Here is a 23,825-nt window from a genome sequence, read left to right as displayed (position 1 = left end):
GGCAGGCGCCGTTCGCCCACATCGGTATCACGGCACCTGCTGCCAATAGCCGGTGTGGCGGTTGACGGCATAGCGCTGCACGAGCGCTTCCTTGTCGACCGTCACGACCTCTGCCGTGATCGTGTCCGCATTGGCGGCGGCGACCTTGCCCGGCTTGAGGCGAGGATTGCCCGTCATGGCGATCCAACGCTCGACAGAGCCCCTGACATCATCGACCGAGAGGTTTAGATTGGCTTGTGGCTGAGCATACCCGCCCATCATGCCGGAACCCATCATAGGCCCCATCATTCCGGGGCCCATCATCCCCATCATGCCCGGCCCCATGGGACAGGGCGTCGGTGCCGGTGCCGGTGCTGTCTGGGCAATCGCAACACTAGCAAGAAGCGCCGAACCCGTTGCAATCACAAGGCCAATTCGGCCAAAACCATTTGCTTTTTTCATTGCACCACTCCCCTGCCCACCGTGCGCCGAGGTTGCGACGACTCGATAAGTCTACAATCTACAGACACTGGAGGAGCAAGCCTTGATTGCGATCAATTCTTCATTCCGTCGGACTGTGAACGCCATGGAAACACACGTCAGCCGCGCGACTGGGTCACGCGAAGAAACCGCGTTTCAATTTGCCTTGAGATCAGGCCTCTATTGACAGGTCGCCTCCTGCGATCGCCTCAATCACGCGGCAATCTGCGGCGCGGCCGCCATCACAGGACGCAGCGACGCCCACTAGTGCGCTGCGCAGGGTTTGCAGGCGGGCGATGCGCTCTTCGATGTCGCGTAAATGCTGGCGCGCGATTGCCGCCGCTTCCCCGCAGTCGCGTTCAGGCTGATCCGATAGCGCCAACAGTGACCGGATTTCGTCAACCGAAAATCCCAGGCTGCGGCCATGGCGGATGAAAGAGAGGCGGCGGACGTCCGCTGCATTATAGGTTCGCCTTCCCGAGGCGGTCCGTTGCGGACGCGGGAGCAGGCCGATGTCCTCGTAGAACCGGATCGTGTTGACCTTGGTTCCGGTTTGCCGAGCCAGGTCGCCAATCGCCAAACGCGCGGGTTCACCCATCGTATTGCCCCATATTGCGAATCGCTCGCAAAAACTGCTTGCTTCTACAGATACTGTAGATTGTATCGGGGACCGATGAGCAAGACCCAATTCGCGAATCACGCCCCGAAATCCATCAAGGCCGCGACCCGCGCGCTGCGCCTGGTCGCCTTGGTGTTGTCCCTGCTGGTGGCTGGAACGGCCCCCGCCTTTGCAAACCCGAGCGACGAGGATGTCCAGACGGCCTGGCGGCTGCTCGACTATGTCGCGGTCGATTATGCGGGGGCAGTCGCCGCTGGAAAGGTGAAGAGCCCGCAGGAATATGCGGAGATGACCGAGTTCGCCGGCGCGGTTGAGACCAAGCTCGCGGCGCTGCCGCCAGCAGCGCAGAAGGCGGAGCTGCTGTCCGAGGCGAAAGCGTTTCGGGGCATGGTCGCGCAGAAAGCCGCGCCGAAAGACGTAGCGAAGTCCGCGCGGACGCTCGCCGCGCACCTGTTGACGGCCTATCCCGTCCCGCTCGCACCCGGCAAAACCCCTGATCTGGCGCGCGGCAAGGCACTCTACGCGCAAAACTGTGCAGGCTGCCACGGCCTGAGCGGCGACGGTCATGGACCGGACGCCGCCAAGCTCAACCCCGTGCCGGTTGCCTTTGCCGATGCGTCGCGTGCCCGCGAGAGAAGCCCCTTTGCGCTCTATCAGGTGATCGGCCAGGGTCTCGATGGCACGGCCATGCGCAGTTTTTCCGAATTGCCCTCGCAGGACCGCTGGAACCTAGCGTTCTACATCGGCCGCTTCGCTTTCCCCGATGCTGGCAAGGGCGAGCAGCTCTGGAAGAGCGATGCCGCATTGCGCAGCCAGGTTCCCAACCTTGCCGCGCTCGCCGGGATGACGCCTGCCTTGCTCGGGCGGCAGATTGGCCCCGACAAGGCTGATGCGGTCCTTGGCTATCTGCGGGCGCATCCCGAAGCGGTGAGCGAAGCCAAGGCCGGATCGCTGACAGTTGCTCATGAAAAGCTTCAGGCGAGCCTTGCGGCTTACGAGGCCGGCGACAGAGAGGCGGCCAAGAAGCTCGCGCTGTCCGCCTATCTCGACGGGTTCGAGCCGGTCGAGCCGGCGCTCGCGGCGCGTGATGCGACGCTGATGGGGCGGATCGAGACCGAAATGGGCAATCTTCGCGCCGCCATCGGCCGCGGCGAACCTGTCAGCGCGGTCAAGGATCGCATGGCCGTCCTTGATGGGCTGTTCAGCGATGCCGAGGAGGTGCTGTCGCCCGATGCCGCTAGCACAGCGTCCACCTTCCTCGGCGCATTCACCATCCTGCTGCGCGAGGGCGTGGAAGCGCTGCTGATCGTGGTCGCTATGATCGCCTTTCTGCGCAAAGCCGATCGCGGCGAGATGGTTCGTCATGTCCACGTCGGTTGGATCGCGGCCCTTGCCGCAGGAGCGCTGACCTGGGCCATTGCGACCTTCTTCATCGGCATCAGCGGCGCGAGCCGGGAATTGACCGAAGGCTTCGGCTCGCTGTTCGCCGCCGTGGTCCTGTTGTCCGTCGGTATCTGGATGCACGGCAAGTCGCAGGCTGGGGAATGGCAGCGCTATATCAACGAGACACTCGGCAAGGCGCTGTCGCGTAGCTCCGCGTGGTTCCTGTTCGGCCTCGCCTTCATCGTCGTCTACCGCGAGGTGTTCGAGACGATCCTGTTTTATGCGGCGCTGACCGCACAGGGGAACGGCGCAGTCATTCTGGCTGGTGCAATCTCGGCCGTCGTCGTCCTAGCGCTGATCGCCTGGGCCATGCTGCGGTTCAGTGCCCAGCTGCCGGTGGGCGAGTTCTTCAAATACAGCTCCTGGCTGATCGCAGTGCTGGCGGTCGTCCTCGCCGGCAAGGGTGTCTCCGCGTTGCAGGAGGCGGGGATCATCGACATTGCCCCGCTCGCCCACATGCCCCGCATCCCGGTGCTGGGACTGTTCCCGACCTGGCAGTCGATTGGTGCGCAACTGTTGACGATCGCGGTCATAGTGGCTGGGGGATGGTATAACGAAAGGCTGGCCCGCAAGGCGGTGGCGGCGTGATGGAGTAGTACCATGGCCGACACTTGCTGCGGTTCAAGTTCAGCGCCTGCTTCCCTGGACGAGACAGTTCCGTCCACGCTTTCGGCTGTGCCTGAGGGTAGCAGCGTCACTCGTTTGCGCATTGCCCAGATGGATTGTCCGACCGAAGAAGCACTGATCCGCAAGAAGCTCGGCACCATGGGCGAAGTCCATGGGCTCGAATTCAATCTGATGCAGCGCGTGCTGACGGTCGTCCATCGAAGCGGCACAGTGACCGAAGTCCAGGCGGCCATTCGCGAACTCGGCATGGAAGCCGAACTCTTTGAACCTAGCATCGACGAGGCGCCTCACGAGGAAGCCGCGAAGCCGTGGTGGCCCTATGCCGCGGGCGGCCTTGCGGCGTTGGTCGCGGAGATCATGCACTGGTCCGGCTTGCCCGAATGGACGGTCGCGTTGGTCGCCTTGCTCGCCGTTGCGGTCTGCGGGCTCGATACCTATCGCAAGGGCTGGATTGCGCTGCGCCACGGCAACCTCAACATCAACGCATTGATGAGCATCGCGGTGACGGGCGCGCTCCTGATCCGTCAGTGGCCTGAGGCCGCCATGGTCATGGTGTTGTTCGCCATCGCCGAGCTGATCGAGGCGAAATCGCTCGACCGTGCCCGCAATGCCATTCGCAGCCTCGTCCAGCTCGCCCCCGACCACGCCACCGTTCGTCAGCTGGACGGCTCGTGGGTCGATCGCCCGGCCGCATCGGTGCGCATCGGTGACATTGTTCGAATCAGGCCAGGTCAGAGCATCGCGCTCGACGGCACCGTCACAAGCGGTCGTTCGACGATCAACCAGGCGGCGATCACCGGCGAGAGCATGCCGGTCGAAAAGGCAACCGGCGATCAGGTGTTCGCCGGCACCCTCAACGAAGCCGGTTCCTTTGAATACGAAGTGACTGCCGATGCCCGTCACTCGACGCTCGCCCGGATCATCGAGGCCGTGGAGTCCGCCCAAGGCGCCCGCGCACCGACCCAGCGTTTTGTCGACCAGTTCGCGCGCATTTACACGCCGGTCGTGTTCCTCGGCGCCGTTGCGGTAGCCCTCGTTCCGCCGCTGCTATTCGCTGCCAATTGGCTAGACTGGATCTACAAGGCACTGGTCTTGCTGGTGATCGCCTGTCCTTGCGCGCTCGTCATCTCGACCCCGGTCACGATCGTCAGTGGCCTCGCAGCCGCGGCGCGCCGGGGCATCCTGATCAAGGGCGGGGTCTATCTCGAACAGGGTCACAGGCTCGCGGTGCTCGCGCTCGACAAGACCGGGACGATCACGCACGGCAAACCGGCGTTGACCGATACCGTGCGGTTCCGTGCGGCAGAGAGGATCGATAGCCTAAGCATTGCGACCAGTCTTGCTGCCCGCTCGGACCATCCGGTTTCCTATGCGATCGCTGAAGCTGGCCGAAAGTCCGGCATCGGCTTGCTGGATGTGACTGACTTTGCCGCGCTGCCAGGACGCGGGGTGAAGGGCGCGATTGGCGGCATCGACTATCTGCTCGGTAATCACCGGCTGATCCACGAAACCGGCGTATGCTCGCCCGCGATTGAGGCGCAGCTCACCAAACTGGAAGCACAGGGCAAGACGGTCATTGTCCTGACCGACGGCAAGGGGCCGCTCATTCTCCTCGCCGTTGCCGACACCATCAAAGACAGCAGCCGTGTTGCCATCCGGGACTTGCACGAGCTTGGCATCGAGACGGTGATGCTGACCGGCGACAACTCCCGCACCTCCGCAGCCATCGCGCAGCAGGTCGGGATCGACAGGGCACTGGGCGACCAGTTGCCTGCGGACAAGCTCCAGGCGATCGAACGCTACATCCGCGATGGCCGCTATGTCGGCATGGTCGGCGACGGCATCAACGACGCACCGGCGCTTGCGCGCGCCGACATCGGCTTTGCGATGGGTGCTGCGGGTTCGGACACCGCCATCGAGACGGCCGACGTTGCCTTGATGGACGATGATCTCAACAAGATCGGGCGTTTTGTCCAGATATCCCGCATGACCCGCACGGTGCTTATCCAGAACATCACCTTGGCACTGGGCATCAAGGCAGTGTTTCTGGCACTTACGATGCTCGGATGCGGAACCATGTGGATGGCCGTGTTTGCCGATATGGGCGCGAGCCTGCTCGTGGTCGCCAATGGTCTGAGACTGGTCAGACAATGAAAGGCGCTATCCTCTCCTTGCCGTCGTTCAACACGACTGGTATTCGCGCTAATATGAAGGTCCGGTTCGTTTCCTTGCTGCTGCTGTTGGCCGTGTTGATCGGCACTGTAGTCATGCCCGAAACCGGCCACGCCGAAGGAATGCTTGCAGGTCATGCGAGCGAGGTTCTCAACATCGAAGATTATGTCGATGCCGCGATCGGTCAGCACGACAAGCAAGGTGGGGATGTGCCCTGTCATGCGGTTGCTCACCACCATTGCAGTATCGCGATCAAGATCGATACCGAGATTGATGCGCTGGGGATCTGGTCTGTCACATCCCTGGTCATGCCGCAGATGGTTTATCCGCTGACCTCGCTTGGGTCGGCTCCGCCCATAGAGCCGCCCGCCGCCTGAAGATCATCCGCTGGCGCCACACGTGCGCCCAAGGCTCATGATTTTCAGGAAAATACTTCATGCAAGACAGTCAAACGGACGCGTGCGCGTCCGTAGCGCGCGATAGGAGCGCCCGTGCGCCGGTGCCGCGCGTCCTTGCGGCGGCGATCCTGCTCGGCACGATTGGTCAGGCCGTCAAGGCCGAAGCACCGGTCTCGGCGGCCACCGTCCCCGCACCGGTATTCACGCTCGATCAGGCGCTCGCCGCCGCAGGCAGCAGTGCGCCGGGGCTCGATGCGGCCGCCGCTGACCTGCGTGCTGCACAGGCCGGCCGGAACGTCGCGGGATTGCGCCCAAATCCGGAGGTGCAGGTCCAGGTCGAGAATGTTGGCGGGACAGGCGAGTTCAGGGGTACCCAAAGCGCAGAAACGACGACGGGCTTTGCCTTGCCGATCGAACTCGGGGGCAAGCGTTCGGCGCGGATCGCGGTGGCCGATGCCCAGACTTGGCGCGCCGAGGTCGAGGCTGCTGTCGTGGCCGCCGACCTGCGCCTTCAGGTCACGCAAGCCTACATTGCCGCGATTGCCGCCGAGCGGCGGGTCGAGATCGCCCAGATGGAAGCCGATTTCGCGGGCGTGGGCTTTCGCGCCGCCAGCGCGCGGGTTACAGCAGGAGCAGCCTCGCCAATCGAACAGCAACGGGCCGACGTCCTGCGGATCAACGCCGATGTCGCGCTCGATCGTGCCCGGCGTGAAGCCGAGACCGCCAGGGCCAATCTCGGACGGCTGATCGGTCAGCCGGTCGTCGGACTGCTTGATCGGAACTGGTTCGAACGCGTCGATTCCTATGGTCCGTCCGCTCCGATCAAGGCCGAGGGGACACTGACGCTGGCCGCCGCCGAGGCCGACCTCGCGACTGCCTCGGCGCAGGTGCGCCTCGCCAGATCGCAGCGCGTGCCGGATGTGACTTTGAGCGCCGGTGCAAAGCGCCTGTCCGCGTCGAACGACACGGCCGCAGTTTTCGGAGTTTCGATCCCGCTGCCCTTGTTCAATGGCGGCAAGGCGGCGCTCGATCAGGCAACCGCGCAAGAGTCCGCCTCGGATGCCCGGCGGCGCGTGGCGCTGATCGACACTGAGCGCGAGATTGCCTCGGCGCAGGCTGAACTCGCCAATGCCGCCGCCAGTGCGCGCGCCGCAGGCGGTCCGGGCCTTGCTGCTGCGTTCGAGGCCGCCCGGATCGCCGGGATCGGTTACGCCAACGGCAAGTTCAGTCAGCTCGACCTGATCGAGGCACAACGGACCCTGGCGCAGACCCGATCGGCCTATGTCGACGCGCTGTTCGTCTATCACAATGCCGAAGCACGCCTTGCACGGCTCGTTGCGCCTGCTCCCGACCGGGGAACTGCGCAGTGAAGCTGGATGACCTGTTTTCCCGATGCCTGCCGTGCGCCGCAACCGGCGCCGGGCGTCGCCCCATTTCGGAGATTACCCATGTACTTTGACGACAAGCGCCTCGTCGCCGGTGTTGCTGGCGCACTCGTGCTCGCAGCAGGGGGGGGCTTCATGGCTGCCCGCTGGACCAGCGAATCGTCCACTGCCGCCGCGCCGGCCGAGGAAGCTGCTGAAGCGGCTCCGACCTCGCTCGATCTCTCCGCCGAAGCGATCCGCAATTCGGATATCGCCGTCGAAGCGGTGTCGGCAGGCGGGTTCGGCTCCGAGATCGTGGTTCAGGCCGTGGTCGCGTCGTCGCCAACCGGTGAAGCGGTGTTGACCGCCCGCGCCGGGGGCGCCGTCACCCGCGTGTTCAAGCGGCTTGGCGATCCGGTTCGCGCCGGTGAAGCACTGGCGATCGTGGAAAGCCGGGATGCCGGCCAAATCGCGGCCGAACGCTCGTCAACTGCGGCGCGTGCGACGCTCGCGCAGCGCAACCTTGCTCGCGAGCGCTATCTCTATGAGCAGAAAGTCTCCTCGCGCGCCGACTACGAAGCCGCACAGGCCGAGGCGGCGGCAGCCGAAGCGGAAGCCAGGCGCGCGAGTGCCGCGATGGGCGCAGCCAATGTCACGCGCGATGGTCGCGGCACCGCGGTCAGCAGCCCGATCTCGGGCCGGGTGACATCCGCGACTGCCATTCTGGGCGCCTACGTCCAACCCGAAGCCGAACTGTTCCGCGTTGCCGATCCACGCCAGATACAGGTCGAGGCGTCGGTCGGCCCGGCTGACATGGCGCGTCTTGCCGCCGGCAATCGCGCGGTGATCGAATTGCCGGGAGGGGGCACGGTTGAGGGCCGAGTAAGGGCGGTAACGCCCACGCTAAATGGTCAAACGCGCTCGGCGACCGCGGTTATCGATGTTGTTGGCGAAGCATTGCAACCGGGCCTCGGGGTCAGGGTTCGGCTTTATCCCAGCCTCGGTACGCCCGGCAACGCCATTGCGCTGCCCGAAGATGCGCTCCAGTCGCTCAATGGCAAGGACGTGGTCTTCGTGCGCACGACCAAGGGGTTCCGGGTTCAACCCGTGGTCGTAGGCCAGCGCAGTGCCGGGCGGGTGGAAATCCTCTCGGGTCTGAAGCCGGGCTTCCAGGTCGCTACTCGCAATGCATTCCTGCTCAAGGCCGAACTCGGCAAGGGCGCGGGCGAGGAGGAATAAGTCATGATCGCAAGCCTCATGGCGCTTTCCGTCCGTATGCGCTGGGCGGTGGTGCTGTTCTTCCTCGCCGTCGCCGGCATTGGCCTGTGGCAGCTCACCCGCCTGCCGATCGATGCCGTGCCCGACATCACCAACAACCAGGTGCAGATCAACACCATCGATCCGGGTCTGTCTCCGGTCGAGATGGAGAAGCTGGTCACCTATCCCATCGAGACGGCGCTGGCAGGCATCCCGGGTCTGGAAACGACCCGCTCGCTATCGCGCAACGGCTTTAGCCAGGTCACCGCGATCTTTTCCGATTCCACAGATCTCTACTTTGCCCGCCAGCAAGTTGGCGAGCGCCTGATCCAGTCGGGAGAGAAACTTCCCGCAGGTTTACAGCCGCAGATCGGCCCGGTGACCACGGGTCTTGGCGAAGTCGTCATGTACACGGTCGGCTATGCCAACCCGGACGGCAAAGGTGCGCGCCGGGTCGCCGGGCAGCCGGGTTGGCAGCCCGATGGCAGCTATCTGACCCCTGAAGGCCAAGTCCTCAACGATGAAGTCGCCAAGGCCGGATACCTGCGCACCGTGCAGGACTGGATTCTCGCGCCGCAATTGAAGAGCGTGCCGGGTGTTGCAGGCGTCGATTCGATCGGCGGCTATGCCAAGACTTTCGTGGTCGAGCCCGATCCCACCAGGCTCACCGGCTTCGGCATTTCCTACAGCGAACTCGCCAAGGCGCTCGAAGCCGCTAATCTCGCGGTCGGTGCCAACTACTTCAATCGCGGCGGCGAGGCCTATCTCGTGCGTGCCGATGCGCGCATCCGCTCGGTCGATGAAATCCGCAACGCCGTGGTCGCGACGCGTGGCGGCGTTCCGATCACCGTGTCCCAGATCGCCAATGTCCGCATCGGCGGCGATTTGCGCACCGGTGCAGCCAGCCTGAACGGGCGCGAGGCCGTGGTTGGCACCGCGCTGATGCTGATCGGCCAAAACAGCCGGACCGTTGCCGAAGGCGTCGGTGCAAAGCTCGATCAGGTCGCCAAGACACTTCCGCCGGGTGTGAAGGTAGAGGTCGTGCTCGACCGCGCCAAGTTGGTCAACGCGACCGTCGCCACAGTCGAGCGCAATCTCGCCGAGGGCGCGATCCTCGTCGCCGCCGCGCTGTTCCTGCTGCTCGGCAACTGGCGCGCGGCGATCATCGCCGTACTGGTCATCCCGTTCTCGTTCCTGATGATGGCGACGGGAATGAATATTGTCGGGGTGTCCGGCAACCTGATGAGCCTCGGCGCGCTCGACTTCGGTCTGATCGTCGATGGCGCGGTGATCATCATCGAGAATTGCCTTGCCCGGCTTGCCCACCGGCAGGCCCAGGTAGGCCGCGTCCTGTCCTTGCGCGAACGGCTTGAAGAAACGATGCGCGCCAGCCAGGAGATGATCAAACCAACGGTGTTCGGCCAGGCGATCATCCTCCTCGCCTTTGCTCCGCTGCTGATGTTCACGGGCGTCGAGGGCAAGACCTTCTCGCCGATGGCGATCACCATCATGCTGGCGCTGGTCGCCGCGTTCATCCTCGCCATCACGCTGGTCCCGGCGCTGGTCGCGCTCCTCATCCGCGGCGAGGTTGCCGAAAAGGAAGTCTGGCTGATCGCCCGGACCAAGCAGCGCTACCTGCCGCTGCTCGACCGTTCGCTCGAGCGTCCGTGGCGCTTCATCGGCGCAGGGCTGGCCTTCTTCGTTGCGGCCATACCCGCTTTTGCCCTGCTGGGGTCCGAGTTCATTCCCCAACTCGACGAAAAGAACCTCGCGCTCGCCTCGACCCGCGTGCCTTCGGTCAGCCTCGAACAGTCGCTTGCCATGCAGCGCGGCGTCGAGAACGCGGTAACGAAGCTCCCCGAAGTACAACTCATGTTCTCGAAGACCGGTACTGCGGAGGTTGCCACCGATCCGATGCCGCAGAACATCTCGGACGGGTTCGTGATCCTCAAACCGCAAGACCAGTGGCCAGATGGCGTGGACAACAAGCAGGACGTCGTCGAGCGGGTCGAGAACGCCGCCAACGGACGGTTAGGCCAGCTCTACGAGGTCAGCCAGCCCATCCAGTTGCGCTTCAATGAGCTGATTGCCGGGGTGCGCGGCGATGTTGCGATCAAGCTCTATGGCGATGATCTCGACAAGATGGCGCAGTCGGCGGGCGAGATAGTCCGGGTGCTCCAGTCGATCCCCGGCGCAACGAGCGTCAAGGCCGACCAGACCGGCGGGGCTCCGACGCTCGACGTCCGCTTCGACCGTGCAGCGATCGCGCGCTACGGCCTTAGCGTCGAAGAAGTGGCCGACACTGTCGCCGCAGCGATGGGCGGGCGCGAGTCCGGCCTGCTGTTCGAAGGCGACCGCCGGTTCGAGATCGCTGTCCGTGTGCCGGACACGACCCGGGCGAGCCTCGACGAGGTCATGGCGCTCCCGGTCATGCTGCCTGCGCAGGACGGCCAGGCGCGCCGCTCGGTTCCGCTGAGCCAAGTCGCTCAGATCCGCTTCACCGAAGGGCTCAACCAGATCACGCGCGAAAACGGCAAGCGCCGCGTCGTGATCCAGGCGAACCTGCAGGGCCGCGATGCCGGTTCGTTTGTCGCCGAGGCTCAGGCCAAGGTCGCCAAGGTCAAGCTTCCAGCGGGCTACTATCTCGAATGGGGCGGCCAGTTCCAGAACCTGCAGGCGGCCGCCGATCGGTTGTCGATCGTCGTGCCGCTATGCTTTGCGGCGATCTTCGTACTGCTGTTCCTGGCGCTCGGTACGCTGCGGCGGGCCTCTGCGGTGTTCCTTGCCGTGCCGCTGGGCCTTGCGGGCGGCGTGTTCACGCTGGCCGTGACGGGAATTGCCTTCTCGGTATCGGCGGCAGTCGGGTTCATCTGTCTCGCGGGTGTCGCGGTACTCAACGGGCTCGTCGTGATGACTGCCATCCGCGAGCGGCTCGAAGAAGGGCTCGTCCTTGTCGAAGCGATCCGGGCCGGCATGATCGACAAGATGCGTGCCGTCATCATGACCGGGTTCGTGCCCGCGATCGGTTTCGTACCGATGGCGCTGGCACATGGCACCGGCGCCGAGGTGCAAAAGCCGCTGGCAATGACCGTCATCGGCGGACTGATCGCAGCGACCGTTCTGACGCTGCTGGTCCTTCCGGCGATTGCCCGGGTTGTCCTGGGTCCGAAGGAGGGCTTCCGGGAGGATGAACAAGGCGAGCAGCCGCATAGCCCTAGGTTGGCGAAGTGAAGGAGATGGACATGACCAATGCTGCGAGACTGCTTCGCGTCTACACTGACGAGAGCGCCTATGTCGGCGATCGCAAGGTATTCGAATATGTCACCGCCCTGGCCCGCGAGCGCCGCCTCGCCGGTGCAACGGTGCTCGAAGCCCTCATGGGCTTCGGACACTCCGCGCACCTGCACCGGAAGCACGTGTTCGAAAGCGACCGAGCCCTCGTCATCGAAATCGTCGACGGTGAGGACAAGCTGCGCGGCTTCGCTGCCGAATTGGCCGGGGTTTCCGGCATCGGCCTCGTCACGCTCGAGGCGGTCGAAGTGCTGAGCGGTCTGGCACTATCAACGGATGGTGACGATCATGGTTAAAAAGGTCAAATTCGACGTTCCGCTGATCCTGCCCGAAGTACACGACGCGGCTGATCGCTGCGTCGAGCGCCTGCTGGCAGTGCTGAAGGCGCGCGACGGCGTCGATGATGCGCATATCGCAAAGTCCAACGGCGACACGCCGGTGCTGTGCGTTCACTTTAACCCGGGTGCGCTGTCACTGCCGCAGGTGCGCTCGGTCATCGAGGCCGCAGGCGCGGATATATCGGCGCGTTTTGGCCATGTCGGATGGGAGCTGGGCGAGACCATCCGCCCGCGAGAAGCAAGCAGGATCGGCGAGCAACTCGGCAAGATTTCTGGTGTGCTCGAAGCCGGGGTCAGCCCGGCGGGTTTTGTGCGGGTCGAGTTCGACCGGAATCAGATCGACGAACCGGCAGTCCTGGCGGCTTTTGAGAGGCTGGGCCTGCGACAGAAGACCGCGGCCAAAGAGGATCACGCCGGACATGACCACGGCCCTGGCAAGCATGACCATGGCCACGGCGGAATTTTTGGTTCGTGGACCGAACTGGTCTTCGCGCTCGGCTGTGGTCTCGTACTCGCGATCGGATTCGCCATCGAGAAGCTTGGCGATGCACCTGGTTGGATTCCATTGGGTTGCTACATTGTCGCCTATGGGCTCGGTGGCTTCTTCACGCTGCGCGAGGCGTTCGAGAACCTGAAGGCCCGGCGGTTCGAGATCGATACGCTGATGCTGGTCGCAGCCGCCGGCGCCGCCGCGCTTGGCGCCTGGGCCGAAGGCGCACTGCTGCTGTTCCTGTTCAGCCTTGGCCACGCCCTTGAACACTATGCGATGGGTCGGGCGAAGCGCGCCATCGAGGCGCTGTCAAAACTGGCCCCTCGCACAGCGATGGTGCGCCAGAGCGATGGGTCGACGCGCGAGGTGCCGGTGGAGGAACTCACGCTCGGTGACGTCCTCGCCGTGAAACCTGACGAGCGCATTCCGGCCGACGGCTTTGTCGTCAAGGGCTCGAGCGCGGTCAACCAGGCCCCGGTGACCGGTGAGAGCATGCCGGTCGACAAGCGGGCAGTGATGGACGACGATGCCGCGCGCACCAATCCCGATCGGCTTGAGTCCGCCTATCGGGTTTTTGCTGGAACGATCAACGGTAGCGGTGCGCTCGAGATCGAAGTCACCAAGCTCGCCAGCGAGTCCACGCTTGCCAAAGTCATCAAGCTAGTCAGCGAAGCCGAGACGCAGAAATCGCCGACCCAGCGCTTCACCGACAAATTCGAACGCTACTTCGTGCCTACGGTACTGGGCCTGACCGTCCTGCTGCTCTTTGCCTGGGTCGTGGTCGACGAGCCGTTCCGCGCCAGCTTCTACCGGGCGATGGCGGTGTTGGTTGCGGCAAGTCCCTGTGCGCTCGCCATAGCGACGCCCAGTGCTGTGCTCTCTGGCGTCGCCCGCGCGGCGCGGGGTGGCGTCCTCATCAAGGGTGGCGCGCCGCTTGAGCTGCTTGGTGCGCTCGATGCCATCGCCTTCGACAAAACCGGCACTCTGACCCAGGGCGAACCGCGCATCCAGGAGATCGTGCCCGCACCCGGCATCAATAAGCAGGACCTGATGGCGGTGGCGATTGCGGTCGAGAGCCAGAGCGGTCATCCGCTCGCGCAGGCAATAGCCCGTGACGGCAAGGACCATGTCGGTGATCGTCCGATCCCGGAGGCGACCCAGATCGAAAGTCTGACGGGGCGCGGGGTCTCCGCGCAGGTCGACGGCGAGAGAGTGCTGATCGGCAAGGCCGAAATGTTCGGCGCGGACGGCATCGTTGCCTTGTCCGAGCCCATGGCCGACGCGATCGAGAAACTGCGTGCCGGAGGGTACACAACGATGGTGGTGCGGCGCGGCGATACCGATCTCGGTGCTATCGGCCTGTTCGACACGCCTCGCGAAACCGCTCGCGACGCGCTTGATCGCCTGCGGCAACTCGGCATCCGCCGCATGGTCATGCTCTCGGGTGACCACCAGCGTGTGGCCGATGCGGTCACGCGCCAGGTCGGGCTCGACGAGGCATGGGGCGACCTGATGCCCGAGGACAAAGTCACCACCATCCGCAAGCTGCGCAGCGAAGCACAGGTCGCAATGGTGGGCGACGGGGTCAATGATGCCCCTGCCATGGCTAGTGCGACGGTTAGTATTGCGATGGGCGCGGCAGGCTCGGACGTCGCGCTTGAAACCGCTGACGTCGCGCTGATGGCTGATGACCTATCGCACCTCCCGTTCGCGGTAGGACTATCCCGTCAAACTCGCCGTATCATTCGCCAGAATGTGTTTGTCAGCTTGGGGGTCGTCGCTCTGCTCGTGCCGGCCACGATACTCGGCCTCGGGATTGGCCCGGCGGTGGCGATGCACGAAGGTTCGACGCTGATTGTCGTGTTCAACGCCCTGCGACTGCTTGCCTACCGCGAGGTAATTGACGGGGAACATTGAACAATGCAAGCACTGTCCTATACGCTACTGCCCCTTGGTGCCGTGCTGATCGGTACTTTCTGGGCGCTGTGGCGACGACCGGGAACCACTTTTGTTAGTGCGACGCAGCACCTCGCCGCTGGTGTCGTCTTCGCGGCAGCAGCGGTAGAAATTCTTCCCCAGATCAAGCACGAAGCGTCGCCTACAGCGACCTTGATCGGCGGGGCCATTGGCGTCGGCGTCATGCTGGCGATCAAGGCGCTCGAGGAGCGCTCATCCGGTCCCATTGCCATGCTGGCTGCGACCGGCATCGACATTTTCATAGACGGACTGGTGCTAGGCTTGGCCTTCATCGCGGGTGAGCGAGCCGGCATCTTGCTGGCGGTCGCCCTGACGCTGGAAGTTCTTTTCCTCGGGCTGTCGATCACCTCGGAAATGCAGGAAGGCAAGACCCGACCGAGCCGCACAATCGCAATTGCAATAGGACTTGGGATTTTGCTTCCACTGGGAGCGTTGATCGCCACGCCCGTGGCCCTACTCCCTCCAGTGGTTGTCACTGGTTTCCTGAGCTTTGGTTTGATGGCGCTCCTTTATCTCGTCACCGAGGAACTGCTCGTCGAGGCCCATGAAAAGCCGGACACCCCACTCATTTCCTCAATGTTCTTTGTCGGTTTCCTCGGTCTGCTCGTGCTCGAGGAATTGATGGGATGACCCGGCAGCCAGGCTCACATTGGCTTTCTCAGGCTCGGGTGGGTCGTGCCGTTGGTTGGATCAGCATTCGTCACTGCATCGACTGCACCATTGAAGGGAGGTAATTATCTCATGTCCATAATTCCGAGAGGTCAAAGTCTAGCGCTGTGCGCCGCATTGATCGTTGCTACAGGGGGCTGTGCGACGCTCCCTTCTGTACCCGTGCCGATTACCGCGAAAACCAATGCGCGAGTCGAGATACGCTCGGTCTATGCCTATCCGGCGAAGGACGGCGTTACCGTGAGTGGATTCGCCCGTCGTCGCGGGTTTGGCTTCCTACCGAGTGGAAGCCATTTACACGTTTCCGCCTTCCGGAAGGACGGAAACACTGTTGTGGAGGCAGATGCTTCTTGGCATCCGCCAGTACGCCATCGAACGCTCATATCATATTATCGGGCCAATCTGCGGGGCATCGAGGCAGGCAAGATCGCTCGGATCGATGTCGAATATCGGATGGTGCGGGACTAGGTATTCAGGCCACCCCTTCCAACTGGCCGATACGCCTGATTGCTTGACCAATTCTTGACGGTCCAGCGTCTCGAGCGGCAGCGCTAGGTCAGCTCGAACTCGGCGGCCTCTTTGGTTTCACTTCCCTCGACTTCGGCCCGATCAGCTATGTGCCGGTCCACTGAGCTGTTTGATGACACATCTGTCGTTGGGCCGCAGCTTGGCTCGCCCTGATCGGTTTACGCAGAGATTGACTCTGCTTTCCATCTTTGATTTTTTGATCACGCGCATTCCCGATCAGATCCGCACGCCACCTTGGAAGGGTGCGTCGTGATTTCATCCAATTGTAGTTTGATCGTCGTTGCCGCAATGATTTGCGTCTCGGCCGCGAAGGCTAGGGAAGTCGATCTTGTCAATTTTTCTCCGTTTTTCGCTACCGCCAAAAATGAGCAAGGGGCTGTCGGAATCGCGTTAAGCACCCACTTTGAAGGGTTGGTTGAGCCGGCCGATGCGCGCCGAAGTGGTGATAGAACCCACGCTATTGGCGGAAACGACCCGTCAGGACTTTTCGAACCGAAACATCCGGCGATCATGGCGCCTTCCACCTCGTCATCGTGCCTGCAGAATGGGTATCGCTCGACTTGGTGGTTGTCTCCTGAAGTGGAGAACCGCCGAGTAGCCTATTTTGCAGCAATGTCCGCAATAGCTTGCGAAAACGGGCTTCCTGAGAGCCTTCTCGACGCGGTCATTGCTCAGGAGTCAGGATACAAGGCTTGGGCACTAAGCGGGGCGGGGGCGATGGGCATGATGCAGGTCATGCCGGGAACAGCGAGAAATCTGGAGCTAAGGAACCCTTGGGATGCGCTGGCCAACATGAGGGCGGGGGCACGCTACCTTCGTCAGCAACTCGATCGCTTTGGACGTGTCGATCTGGCCTTGGCTGCATATAATGCGGGGCCAGAACGTCGCTCCCTCGCGCTGGGCAACATTCCTGCAATCCCGGAGACCCGTAATTACGTGCAGGCCATCACCACCAACTGGCTCCGGCTCACCAGACTTGGGAGCCAAAATTCACCCGTCGCCGAACGGGCAATGGCGGCCAATATCGCGGTACGAGCATCAGGCTATCGCGAGGTATCCCTCATAACCTACGAGGGCACGAATGCGGCAAACCCGATGTAGTGGGCATACAGAACCGCGATCGCCAGAATGCTCGGAAACCCCAAGAAATACGCGAGTTGGAAATGCAACCACACCCGCGGCAGCCAGAGAACCCACCCCACGATTGATTGGCGAGGTGGAGCCAGTGCGCCTGTCCGAATGTCGTAGCACGTCTTGAGCGCCGCACAGGCCGAGCAGATCGCGGCAAGCAGGGCGACGGCGCTGTAAAGCTTCTGCCACGCCAGTATGGTCTCAGGCGCCATTCCGCGCTTAAGCCTGCAAAGTCTGGTCGTTCTGCATGACCCGCTCTTGGTGCGAGAGCAGCAGGTCGTAGGCCCGCCGGGCGGCCTCGTGGATGATCGCCGGCCGCAAGTCGACCTCGATCGAGCCGCGCCGGCAGGTCATGACCTCGAGGTAGAAGCTCTTGAGGCTTTCGGTTGCCAAGAACACGGCCTGGTTGGCGTAGGCGTCTGGGTCGTGCAGCAAGGCTACACTGATCTTGGCGCGGACGTGATCCATGCCAAGTTCCCTGAAGATCCGATCTCGAAGGCCTTCCGTGAGCGGGTTCGTCTGTTTGAGGATCTTGTGCAGCCTAGGCCGAGGTATCCGCATCCGGTCCGCCAGATGTGCGGGGGGGATGCCCTGCCGGGCGAGTTCGGCATTGATCAGTTGCTTGTATTGGTCCTGTTCCCCAGGCCCCGGGTTCGGATTGGCAAAGAGAAAAACCGGTTCCGTCTCCGGATCAGCGCTCGGCTTGAAGACCGTCTCAGGCGTTAAGTTCCTGTGAGGCATTTCCCATCCCTCCCAAGGCAAAACGTCTATGGGATGGCATAACCTGTCAAGAGTCTTAAGAAGCGCGCAATACCGCTCCGGATATCCACCTAGATCAGATTGTGGCGTTCGGCTAGGTAGACGGCAAGTGGGACGAGGATCTTATCAACCCCCTGCTTATCTCGGATCTTCTTTACCTTGTCGCGCAACGCATCGTAGTCATCCGACCACTTCGGCGTGACCTCCAGCCACACCGCAATATCGCCCTCGATCGTGAAATCGCTGAGGAACAGGTCCAGCTCCTCCTTGGAAATCCCGTGGGATTTAAGGCGTTCACAGGCCCTTTGCACCGTCATTCGCATCGTTTGGAAGCGCCCGGTCCGCTTGGAATAGGCGCACATCGCATCAGCCAGCAAGTCGAAGCACTGCTGGCTCAGGTGTATCCTGACATTGCGGTTGCCTGCGGCCATAGACGGATCATCCAGCACATGTGTTGCCCCGCACAATGGCCCGGAATCGTAAATTTTGCGAGTCCGGCGACTGCGGAGCGAGTCGCAGCGCTTGTTTCCTCCAGAGGGAATTCAAATTCCCTCTTGGGCATAAACAATTCCCGCAGGGGGAAAAGCAGTTCCCGCAAAGGGAATTCCGTTTCCCCAAAAGGGAAACAAACCCCGCTTGAAATTGCCGCTTCGGGAAAGCTTCCGATTCGCGTGGACACCTCAACCACCTGTTAATTGCTCCGATCTGCGCACCTCTGTTCATTCTGAAGGCCGTGAATGACGCGGCTTTTGGAAAAAGGACGAGAGATGAAACGCATCACACAAGGGAAGGGGCAGACCCTGCTCCAGGGCGCGGCGGTCATCGCCGTTGCGACCGTCTTCGGCACCGAGGTCGCGATGGCCGGCGCTGACGCCACCTTCAACACGGCGCTCACCGCCTTCACCGGCTTCCTCGAAGGCTCGGGCGGCAAGATCATCACCGTGCTGAGCCTTGCGGGCGGCATCGTCGGCCTTGCCTCGGGCCGCTTCAGCCTGGCGCAGGTCGCCATTCCGGTGGGCGTCGGTGTCGGCGCGGGAACCGGCGTACCGATCGTCACCGCCGCAGTCACCGCAACGATCTGACCCCAAGCGGTCCCCCCTCCGGCCTCGCTCTCGAAACGAAGACTGGCCGGACAAACTGGAGGGCGGTGTCGTCTCATGAATCGCTATACGGTTCCCGCGCATCTCGATGATCCCGAGCTCATCGGCTTTTGGACGCTCGATGAGTTTCTCGCGATGATCCTGCCCTTCGCGTGGGGAATCCTGTCTCAACATATTCTGATTGGGATTTCAGCAAGCGTGCTGGCCTGGTGGGGATTGCGCAAGTTGAAGGCGGGACGCGCCGTCTCGTGGATCATTCATTCGGCCTACTGGTACCTGCCTGGTGCCTTCATGGGCCTCAAGGCGACGCCGCCCTCCCATCTTCGACTGATGGCGGGCTGATATGGACCTCTCGATTTCCCACGGCCAGGCGCAGCGGCTTTTGAAGCAGCGCAACCTCCTGGCGATCACGGCAACCGGGCTGTTCGGCCTGAGCGTGCTGCTTACCCTGACTGCGGCGCACCGCGACCGCGAGGTCGTGCTGCAGCCGGTGCTGGCAAAGCCGCTGACGCTATCCTCCAGCCACATCGACAAGGACTATCTCGAACTGGTGACGCGCGATGCCGCGCTCCTCACGCTCAACCGCTCGCCATCCAACCTCCAATACTGGATGGATTCGATCCTCGCCATCACCGATCCCAGGACCCACGGCCGGATGAAGGCCGAGCTCATGAAGATCTTCAATGAGCAGAACGGCTCGAGTGTCTCGCAGTATTTTACGATCGAGCAGCTGAGTGTCGATCCGGATGCACTGACCAGCGAGGTCAATGGCGTCCTCCACACAGTCGTCGGCTCGAAAGAAGTGACCGCCGAGGCGCGTACCTTCCGCTTCGTGTGGAGCTACTCAGGCGTCAGCCTCAAGCTCGCCGGGTTCGGGCGCGTCACCAAGGATGGCGCGGGTGCCGAGAGCGGCAAGACCAGCAACAAAAGCGATGGGGGAGAGGGTTGATGGCCCAGCTTGGATGGGGCGCGATCGGCGTCGGCGCGGTGCTCGCCGGCAGGCCCTATGCGATTACGGGGCGGCCGGTGGGCGCGGCGCTCATCTGCCTTGGCGCGCTGTGCCTTGCTGCTCCCGCCATGGCCGACCAGAGCATTCCTGCGGCCGACAACGGCACGGTGGCCTGCGTCGCCTCGGCGAAGGATCTGACCCGGATCAGCCTTGCCGGCGATCAGTTCGCCGCAGTCTCGAAGATCAGCACAGGCAACCCGGCCGAAGACTTCAAGATCGTCAACGAACCGGTGCGCGGCGACATCTATCTCTCCGTCCCCGACGGCTTTGCGAGGAGCAACCTCTCGTTCTTCGGCACGACCCGCAAGGGCTACGTCTACAAGTTCGTCTGCCAGGTTCGCGGGAACGATGCCGAGCAGGTCTTCGTCACCAATACGGCGATCAAGGCCGAAGTGGCACATGACTGGGAAGTGCGAAGCTCGCCCGAGGACAGCGCGGTGCGCCTCGCTCAGGCGATGTACCGCAGTGAGACCATCGAGGGCTTCGAGATGCGCCAGGACGTGCTCGAACCGGTCACGGTCGGAAAGCTCGAAGTGCAGCAGGTCGGTGAATACCGCGGCGCCGACCTCAAGGGCCTGGTCCTGCGCGTCCGCAACACCGGCCGCGACGCGCTGGCCCTCGACGAGAACATGCTCGCCGCCAAGGGCGCGGTCGCCTTCATGACCCCGGTCAGCGAGCTCGCGCCGGGCCAAGCCGCCGCCGTCTACCTCATCCAGTCGAATGGAGGCCGCTGATGGATTGGAAGAACCCGTTCCGCAAAGGGCCCAAGGCGCTCGATGGGTCTGCCGGCGACACGGAAGGAAGCGATGCCTCGCCGCTCGGCGATGCGATCGTCGCCAACGAAGCGGTCAAGAAGAAGCAAATGCTGCTGCTCGGTGCCGGCGGGCTCGCCGCGCTGCTGATCGGCTCGACCTACATCTTCTCGGGCGACGGCAAGAGCAGCGACGCACACGTCAAAAAGGAAGTCGGCGACGTCTCGGTCGACGAGATGGTCAACAAGAACATGGCCGAGAAGGAGTGGCGCGCCCAGTCCGAAGCCCAGATGATGGCAATGGACAATAACATGCGCGCGCTCGCCGCCCGTGCACAGCGCGCCGACCAGCTTGAGGCGCAAATGGCGCAGGGCCAGGCCCAAGGAGCGATGGGCAGTGCAGGCGTGTCGCCGGACACCGAGCGGGTGCTTTCCGCCTATCAGAGCGAGAACGAGCAGCTCAAAGCGGCGCTCGCGGCGGCGCGGCAGTCGCCGGTCATGGGGCAGCCGGTTATGGGCCCGGGGGTTACACCGGTCGGACCCAATGCCATGTACGGGCGCACCAGCCCGCCAAGCTACCAGAGCGCGCAGGCCACTCCTGCAGGGCAGGCTGCGGCCGCCGCTGCGGGCCTCCCCAGCGGACGAGGAAGCGAGGTCAGCCTCGTCTCGTTTAATGAGGGCGCGAGCGGGACCGGCAGTCCCGTGCCCAAGGGCAACACGGTCTACACCGACAGCGCCAACTACCTGCCGCCGAACTCGATCGCGGTCGCCAAGGTTATCGTCGGGGTCGATGCGGCCGCCGGCGTGCAGAGCCAGACCGATCCACTTCCCGTGGTCCTGCGCATCACCGGCCCGGCGCGCTCGGTCTATGACAACGGCCGCCTCCTCACCACCAATATTGCCGGATGCCTGGTCAACGGCGCGGCGCGCGGCGACCTCTCTTCCGAAAAGGTCTACGTCAAACTGCAGCGAATGACCTGCCCGCAGCCAAACGGCCGCTACGCGGTCTCGGACGTGAAGGGCTTCATCGCCTTCGGCGGCAAGACCGGGGTGAGGGGGCGCGTCGTGAGCCGCGAAGGCGCGCTCATCGGCCAGGCTTTCCTTGCCGGGCTCGCCGGTGGGTTCGGACGCGGGTTCTCGGCGAATACCAATTCGATCCTTCAGGGCACCAACGTCAATGTGAACGGCCAGCGGCAGAAACTTGGCGCCGGAGAGATCCTCCAGGGCGGGCTTGGCGAAGGCGTCGCGACCTCGGCCGACACCGTTTCCAAATACCTGATCGAGCGGGCCGAACAGTACCAGCCCGTGATCGAGATGCCGACCGGGATCGATGTCGAAATCGTGTTCCTCGAGGGCGTGTTCATCAACGGATGAGGAGGAAATCATGAAGCTGAAATCACTGAGCTTGAAGTCACTGCATTGGGGGCCCGGCGCCCTTCGCAAACTGGCGATGCCGCTCGCGGCGATCGCGCTCGGCAGCGGGGGCTCGCTGGTGTGGGCGAATGCCAATGCCAACGCGCCGAGCGTCCCATCGGAAACCGATCTTGCGGTGACCGCCGCGCTCAAGGAGCGCCTGCCGCGCACGCAGGTGAGCAGGGTCAATTGCCAGGTCGTCGACGGTGTCTGCGAGGTCACGGCGGGATCGCAACTGTTCTACGTCGACAGGACCGCGCGCTATCTCCTGATCGGGCGCGTCTACGACATGCAAACCCGCCAGGACCTGACCGCCGTGCGGCTGCTCGAGGTCAACCCCGACCTGCTGGTCGGCGGGGCCGCGGGTAGCCGGCAGGAAGCCCAGGAAGTCGAGACCCCCCGCCGCGGCGTCAGCACGCCATCGGCGAGCGGTGCCCCCCGGATGATGTCGCTCGCCGCACTGCCCGAGGCGGGCGGCATTGTCTGGGGAGCAAGCTCGGGGCCGACCGTCACCGTCTTCAGCGACTTTCGCTGCGGCTATTGCCGCGCGCTTTCGGGGGTTCTCGAGACGATGAACGTCCGGGTGATCGAGCGGCCGATCTCGGTGCTCGGCAGCCGCGACCTTGCCAACCAGGTGTTCTGCGCGCGTGACCGGCGCAAGGCGGTCAAGGCTGCCTATGCGGGCGCCCCGATCACCGACACACGGGCCTGCGACACCTCGCCGCTCGATGCCAATGAACGTTTCGCCCGCGAGCAGGGGCTGGCCGGCACGCCGGTCATCGTGCGCTCGGACGGAGCGGTGATCGAAGGCTTCCGTCCGCGCGAAGTGCTCGAGCAATGGCTGAAGGGCGCTCGCTCGTGACCGCGCTGACGCCAGGGCAGCTTGCCGGTCTGTGCCGCGCAGTGACGCGCAAGTCGCGTGGGCAGGTCTCGCTGCCGCCGGTCGCGATCGACCGGGCCGAGGCGTTTGCGCTGTGGCACGAGGTCGCATCGAGCTTTGGCAAACCCGAAGGCCGGTTGCTCGCCGCGCGTGATCTCGACCGCCTCCGCCGACGGGCCTGGCAGGTTTCGCACGGGTACGCGGCGCTCCGCGAAACCAGCCTCAGCCTCGAAGCGGGCCTTGCCTTCTGGCGTCTCGCCCTGCGCCTCGGCAAGCTCGCCGAGCGGCGCAAGGCGGGCGGCCTCGCGCGGGCGGCATCGGTCGCGGCGCTCGGTCTCGCCGCCACCCAGCTCGCGGCTTGCACCAGCCTGTTCGGCGGCAACATCAAGGGGAGCTTCGCCTGCAGCGCGCCGAACGGCACCTGCGCGCCCTCGACGGTGATCGACGACCAGGCCCTGTCAGTGATCCAGAACGCCCGGCCGATGACGCCGGGACAATCTCCAGCGGGACCCTATATGCGCTCGCCCACTGCGGCGCGGCCAACAACCGCCGCCTACGTACCAATCGGATCGGGCCGCATCACGCCGGCGCAGGGCGGCATGGCCCACCGAGAGCGCCGGGTGCTCCGCGTGGTGTTTCCATCGTTCGTCGATGGCGGCGGCAATCTCCATGAGCCGCGGATCGTGCATGCCTTGGTCGATGACGGGGCCTGGATGCAGCTCTCAGGCAGCGAACCCACGGCGATCGACCAGATTGAGGGCCGCACGGCGAGCCTTGCCAGCGCGGCTTTCACCCCGCCGTCCTTGCCGGATGCGGCGACCCTGCCGAGTGACATGTCACCCGCGCCGGAGGCCAAGCCGGCACCTGCTGGACCGCCAAGCGCTGAAGCCGTAGCGGCGGCACGGGCCAAGGGCGCAGCGCTGAAGGCAGGGAGTGCGATCGACGCGATCCGCGCCGAGGTGCAAAGCCGCCTCGCGCAAACGGCGAAGGCCCCGGGTTCCGTGCCGCCGGTAGCCGCCCTGACGCCCAACGCGGCACAAGGCGCGGCACATAATGCGGCACCTGCCGACGCGGTCAAACCCGCTCCTGTCACCGCAGCGCCGGTCAACGGGCCAGCGGCCTTTCCCTCCAAGGTCGAGGAGTAGGGCCG

The 23,825-nt window shown here is 63.9% G+C and carries 22 protein-coding genes; 18 read left to right on the top strand and 4 right to left on the bottom strand.

Going from position 1 to position 23,825, the window contains the following annotated elements; translation table 11 throughout:
• Positions 1-27: 27 nt before the first annotated feature.
• Positions 28-441 carry a hypothetical protein gene (locus tag ACFFF7_RS08815; RefSeq protein ID WP_379481011.1) on the bottom strand — a complete coding sequence of 138 codons (414 nt, stop codon included), beginning with the start codon at positions 439-441 and terminating at the stop codon, positions 28-30.
• A 190-nt stretch (positions 442-631) separates the two neighbouring features.
• Entirely contained in the window at positions 632-1,057 is a 426-nt protein-coding gene (locus ACFFF7_RS08810) for a MerR family transcriptional regulator (RefSeq protein ID WP_379481010.1), read from the bottom strand.
• Between the two features lie 135 nt (positions 1,058-1,192).
• On the opposite strand from ACFFF7_RS08810, the gene ACFFF7_RS08805 reads away from it, so the two are divergent.
• From ACFFF7_RS08805 to ACFFF7_RS08755, 11 genes are all read left to right on the top strand, one after another.
• Complete coding sequence (locus tag ACFFF7_RS08805) at positions 1,193-3,109, top strand: FTR1 family protein (protein ID WP_379481153.1); 1,917 nt, start codon at positions 1,193-1,195, stop codon at positions 3,107-3,109.
• A gap of 210 nt (positions 3,110-3,319) precedes the next feature.
• Positions 3,320-5,302 carry a heavy metal translocating P-type ATPase gene (locus ACFFF7_RS08800; RefSeq protein WP_446686287.1) on the top strand — a complete coding sequence of 661 codons (1,983 nt, stop codon included), beginning with the start codon at positions 3,320-3,322 and terminating at the stop codon, positions 5,300-5,302.
• 53 nt (positions 5,303-5,355) lie between these two features.
• Positions 5,356-5,697, top strand: a complete 342-nt coding sequence (locus tag ACFFF7_RS08795) for a hypothetical protein (RefSeq protein WP_379481009.1) — start codon at positions 5,356-5,358, stop codon at positions 5,695-5,697.
• Between the two features lie 122 nt (positions 5,698-5,819).
• Complete coding sequence (locus ACFFF7_RS08790) at positions 5,820-7,088, top strand: TolC family protein (protein ID WP_379481008.1); 1,269 nt, start codon at positions 5,820-5,822, stop codon at positions 7,086-7,088.
• 78 nt (positions 7,089-7,166) lie between these two features.
• Positions 7,167-8,321, top strand: a complete 1,155-nt coding sequence (locus ACFFF7_RS08785) for an efflux RND transporter periplasmic adaptor subunit (RefSeq protein ID WP_379481007.1) — start codon at positions 7,167-7,169, stop codon at positions 8,319-8,321.
• Between the two features lie 3 nt (positions 8,322-8,324).
• A complete protein-coding gene (locus tag ACFFF7_RS08780) occupies positions 8,325-11,570 on the top strand; it encodes an efflux RND transporter permease subunit (RefSeq protein WP_379481006.1) in 3,246 nt (1,081 codons plus the stop codon).
• 11 nt (positions 11,571-11,581) lie between these two features.
• Positions 11,582-11,926 carry a DUF190 domain-containing protein gene (locus ACFFF7_RS08775; protein WP_379481005.1) on the top strand — a complete coding sequence of 115 codons (345 nt, stop codon included), beginning with the start codon at positions 11,582-11,584 and terminating at the stop codon, positions 11,924-11,926.
• A complete protein-coding gene (locus ACFFF7_RS08770) occupies positions 11,919-14,375 on the top strand; it encodes a heavy metal translocating P-type ATPase (protein ID WP_379481004.1) in 2,457 nt (818 codons plus the stop codon). Before ACFFF7_RS08775 ends, ACFFF7_RS08770 begins: the two co-directional genes overlap by 8 nt.
• A gap of 3 nt (positions 14,376-14,378) precedes the next feature.
• A complete protein-coding gene (locus ACFFF7_RS08765; RefSeq protein ID WP_379481003.1) occupies positions 14,379-15,065 on the top strand; it encodes a ZIP family metal transporter in 687 nt (228 codons plus the stop codon).
• A gap of 201 nt (positions 15,066-15,266) precedes the next feature.
• Positions 15,267-15,572, top strand: a complete 306-nt coding sequence (locus tag ACFFF7_RS08760) for a hypothetical protein (RefSeq protein WP_379481002.1) — start codon at positions 15,267-15,269, stop codon at positions 15,570-15,572.
• Positions 15,573-15,902: 330 nt separating this feature from the next.
• Positions 15,903-16,733 carry a lytic transglycosylase domain-containing protein gene (locus ACFFF7_RS08755; RefSeq protein ID WP_379481001.1) on the top strand — a complete coding sequence of 277 codons (831 nt, stop codon included), beginning with the start codon at positions 15,903-15,905 and terminating at the stop codon, positions 16,731-16,733.
• Positions 16,734-16,982: 249 nt separating this feature from the next.
• Here the strand turns inward: ACFFF7_RS08755 and ACFFF7_RS08750 are convergent, their stop codons facing one another.
• Positions 16,983-17,504 carry a hypothetical protein gene (locus ACFFF7_RS08750; RefSeq protein WP_379481000.1) on the bottom strand — a complete coding sequence of 174 codons (522 nt, stop codon included), beginning with the start codon at positions 17,502-17,504 and terminating at the stop codon, positions 16,983-16,985.
• 89 nt (positions 17,505-17,593) lie between these two features.
• On the bottom strand, positions 17,594-17,971 hold the full coding sequence (locus ACFFF7_RS08745) for a hypothetical protein (protein ID WP_379480999.1): 378 nt from the start codon (positions 17,969-17,971) through the stop codon (positions 17,594-17,596).
• Positions 17,972-18,289: 318 nt separating this feature from the next.
• Here ACFFF7_RS08745 and ACFFF7_RS08740 point away from each other — a divergent pair, with 318 nt between their 5' ends.
• From ACFFF7_RS08740 to ACFFF7_RS08710, 7 genes are all read left to right on the top strand, one after another.
• Positions 18,290-18,604 (top strand): hypothetical protein, encoded by a 315-nt coding sequence (locus ACFFF7_RS08740; RefSeq protein WP_379480998.1) that lies wholly within the window; start codon positions 18,290-18,292, stop codon positions 18,602-18,604.
• A gap of 75 nt (positions 18,605-18,679) precedes the next feature.
• Entirely contained in the window at positions 18,680-18,964 is a 285-nt protein-coding gene (gene traL / locus ACFFF7_RS08735) for a type IV conjugative transfer system protein TraL (protein ID WP_062345589.1), read from the top strand.
• Position 18,965: 1 nt separating this feature from the next.
• A complete protein-coding gene (locus ACFFF7_RS08730) occupies positions 18,966-19,571 on the top strand; it encodes a type IV conjugative transfer system protein TraE (RefSeq protein ID WP_379480997.1) in 606 nt (201 codons plus the stop codon).
• Positions 19,571-20,365, top strand: coding sequence for a type-F conjugative transfer system secretin TraK (locus ACFFF7_RS08725; protein ID WP_379480996.1), 795 nt, complete (start codon positions 19,571-19,573; stop codon positions 20,363-20,365). The genes ACFFF7_RS08730 and ACFFF7_RS08725 overlap by 1 nt, the downstream gene beginning before the upstream one ends.
• On the top strand, positions 20,365-21,756 hold the full coding sequence (locus ACFFF7_RS08720) for a TraB/VirB10 family protein (RefSeq protein WP_379480995.1): 1,392 nt from the start codon (positions 20,365-20,367) through the stop codon (positions 21,754-21,756). The genes ACFFF7_RS08725 and ACFFF7_RS08720 overlap by 1 nt, the downstream gene beginning before the upstream one ends.
• Positions 21,757-21,766: 10 nt before the next feature.
• Positions 21,767-22,657, top strand: a complete 891-nt coding sequence (locus ACFFF7_RS08715; protein WP_379480994.1) for a DsbC family protein — start codon at positions 21,767-21,769, stop codon at positions 22,655-22,657.
• The gene (locus ACFFF7_RS08710) at positions 22,633-23,820 is read left to right on the top strand and encodes a hypothetical protein (protein WP_379480993.1); all 1,188 of its coding nucleotides are present in this window, start codon (positions 22,633-22,635) and stop codon (positions 23,818-23,820) included. The genes ACFFF7_RS08715 and ACFFF7_RS08710 overlap by 25 nt, the downstream gene beginning before the upstream one ends.
• Positions 23,821-23,825: the final 5 nt, after the last annotated feature.

The organism is Novosphingobium aquiterrae (genome assembly GCF_042434435.1).
Lineage (GTDB): Bacteria > Pseudomonadota > Alphaproteobacteria > Sphingomonadales > Sphingomonadaceae > Novosphingobium > Novosphingobium aquiterrae.
The sequence above is the reverse complement of the archived record's forward strand: the minus strand, read 5'-3'. Positions and strand labels throughout refer to the sequence as shown.

Excerpts from the sequence above, each read along its gene's own strand:
- ACFFF7_RS08815 (WP_379481011.1), bottom strand. The coding sequence starts at position 441 with ATGAAAAAAGCAAATGGTTTTGGCCGAATTGGCCTTGTGATTGCAACG.
- ACFFF7_RS08810 (WP_379481010.1), bottom strand. The coding sequence starts at position 1,057 with ATGGGTGAACCCGCGCGTTTGGCGATTGGCGACCTGGCTCGGCAAACC.
- ACFFF7_RS08800 (WP_446686287.1), top strand. The coding sequence starts at position 3,320 with ATGCAGCGCGTGCTGACGGTCGTCCATCGAAGCGGCACAGTGACCGAA.
- ACFFF7_RS08795 (WP_379481009.1), top strand. The coding sequence starts at position 5,356 with ATGAAGGTCCGGTTCGTTTCCTTGCTGCTGCTGTTGGCCGTGTTGATC.
- ACFFF7_RS08785 (WP_379481007.1), top strand. The coding sequence starts at position 7,167 with ATGTACTTTGACGACAAGCGCCTCGTCGCCGGTGTTGCTGGCGCACTC.
- ACFFF7_RS08780 (WP_379481006.1), top strand. The coding sequence starts at position 8,325 with ATGATCGCAAGCCTCATGGCGCTTTCCGTCCGTATGCGCTGGGCGGTG.
- ACFFF7_RS08775 (WP_379481005.1), top strand. The coding sequence starts at position 11,582 with ATGACCAATGCTGCGAGACTGCTTCGCGTCTACACTGACGAGAGCGCC.
- ACFFF7_RS08770 (WP_379481004.1), top strand. The coding sequence starts at position 11,919 with ATGGTTAAAAAGGTCAAATTCGACGTTCCGCTGATCCTGCCCGAAGTA.
- ACFFF7_RS08765 (WP_379481003.1), top strand. The coding sequence starts at position 14,379 with ATGCAAGCACTGTCCTATACGCTACTGCCCCTTGGTGCCGTGCTGATC.
- ACFFF7_RS08750 (WP_379481000.1), bottom strand. The coding sequence starts at position 17,504 with ATGCCTCACAGGAACTTAACGCCTGAGACGGTCTTCAAGCCGAGCGCT.
- ACFFF7_RS08740 (WP_379480998.1), top strand. The coding sequence starts at position 18,290 with ATGAAACGCATCACACAAGGGAAGGGGCAGACCCTGCTCCAGGGCGCG.
- traL (WP_062345589.1), top strand. The coding sequence starts at position 18,680 with ATGAATCGCTATACGGTTCCCGCGCATCTCGATGATCCCGAGCTCATC.
- ACFFF7_RS08730 (WP_379480997.1), top strand. The coding sequence starts at position 18,966 with ATGGACCTCTCGATTTCCCACGGCCAGGCGCAGCGGCTTTTGAAGCAG.
- ACFFF7_RS08725 (WP_379480996.1), top strand. The coding sequence starts at position 19,571 with ATGGCCCAGCTTGGATGGGGCGCGATCGGCGTCGGCGCGGTGCTCGCC.
- ACFFF7_RS08720 (WP_379480995.1), top strand. The coding sequence starts at position 20,365 with ATGGATTGGAAGAACCCGTTCCGCAAAGGGCCCAAGGCGCTCGATGGG.
- ACFFF7_RS08715 (WP_379480994.1), top strand. The coding sequence starts at position 21,767 with ATGAAGCTGAAATCACTGAGCTTGAAGTCACTGCATTGGGGGCCCGGC.
- ACFFF7_RS08710 (WP_379480993.1), top strand. The coding sequence starts at position 22,633 with ATGGCTGAAGGGCGCTCGCTCGTGACCGCGCTGACGCCAGGGCAGCTT.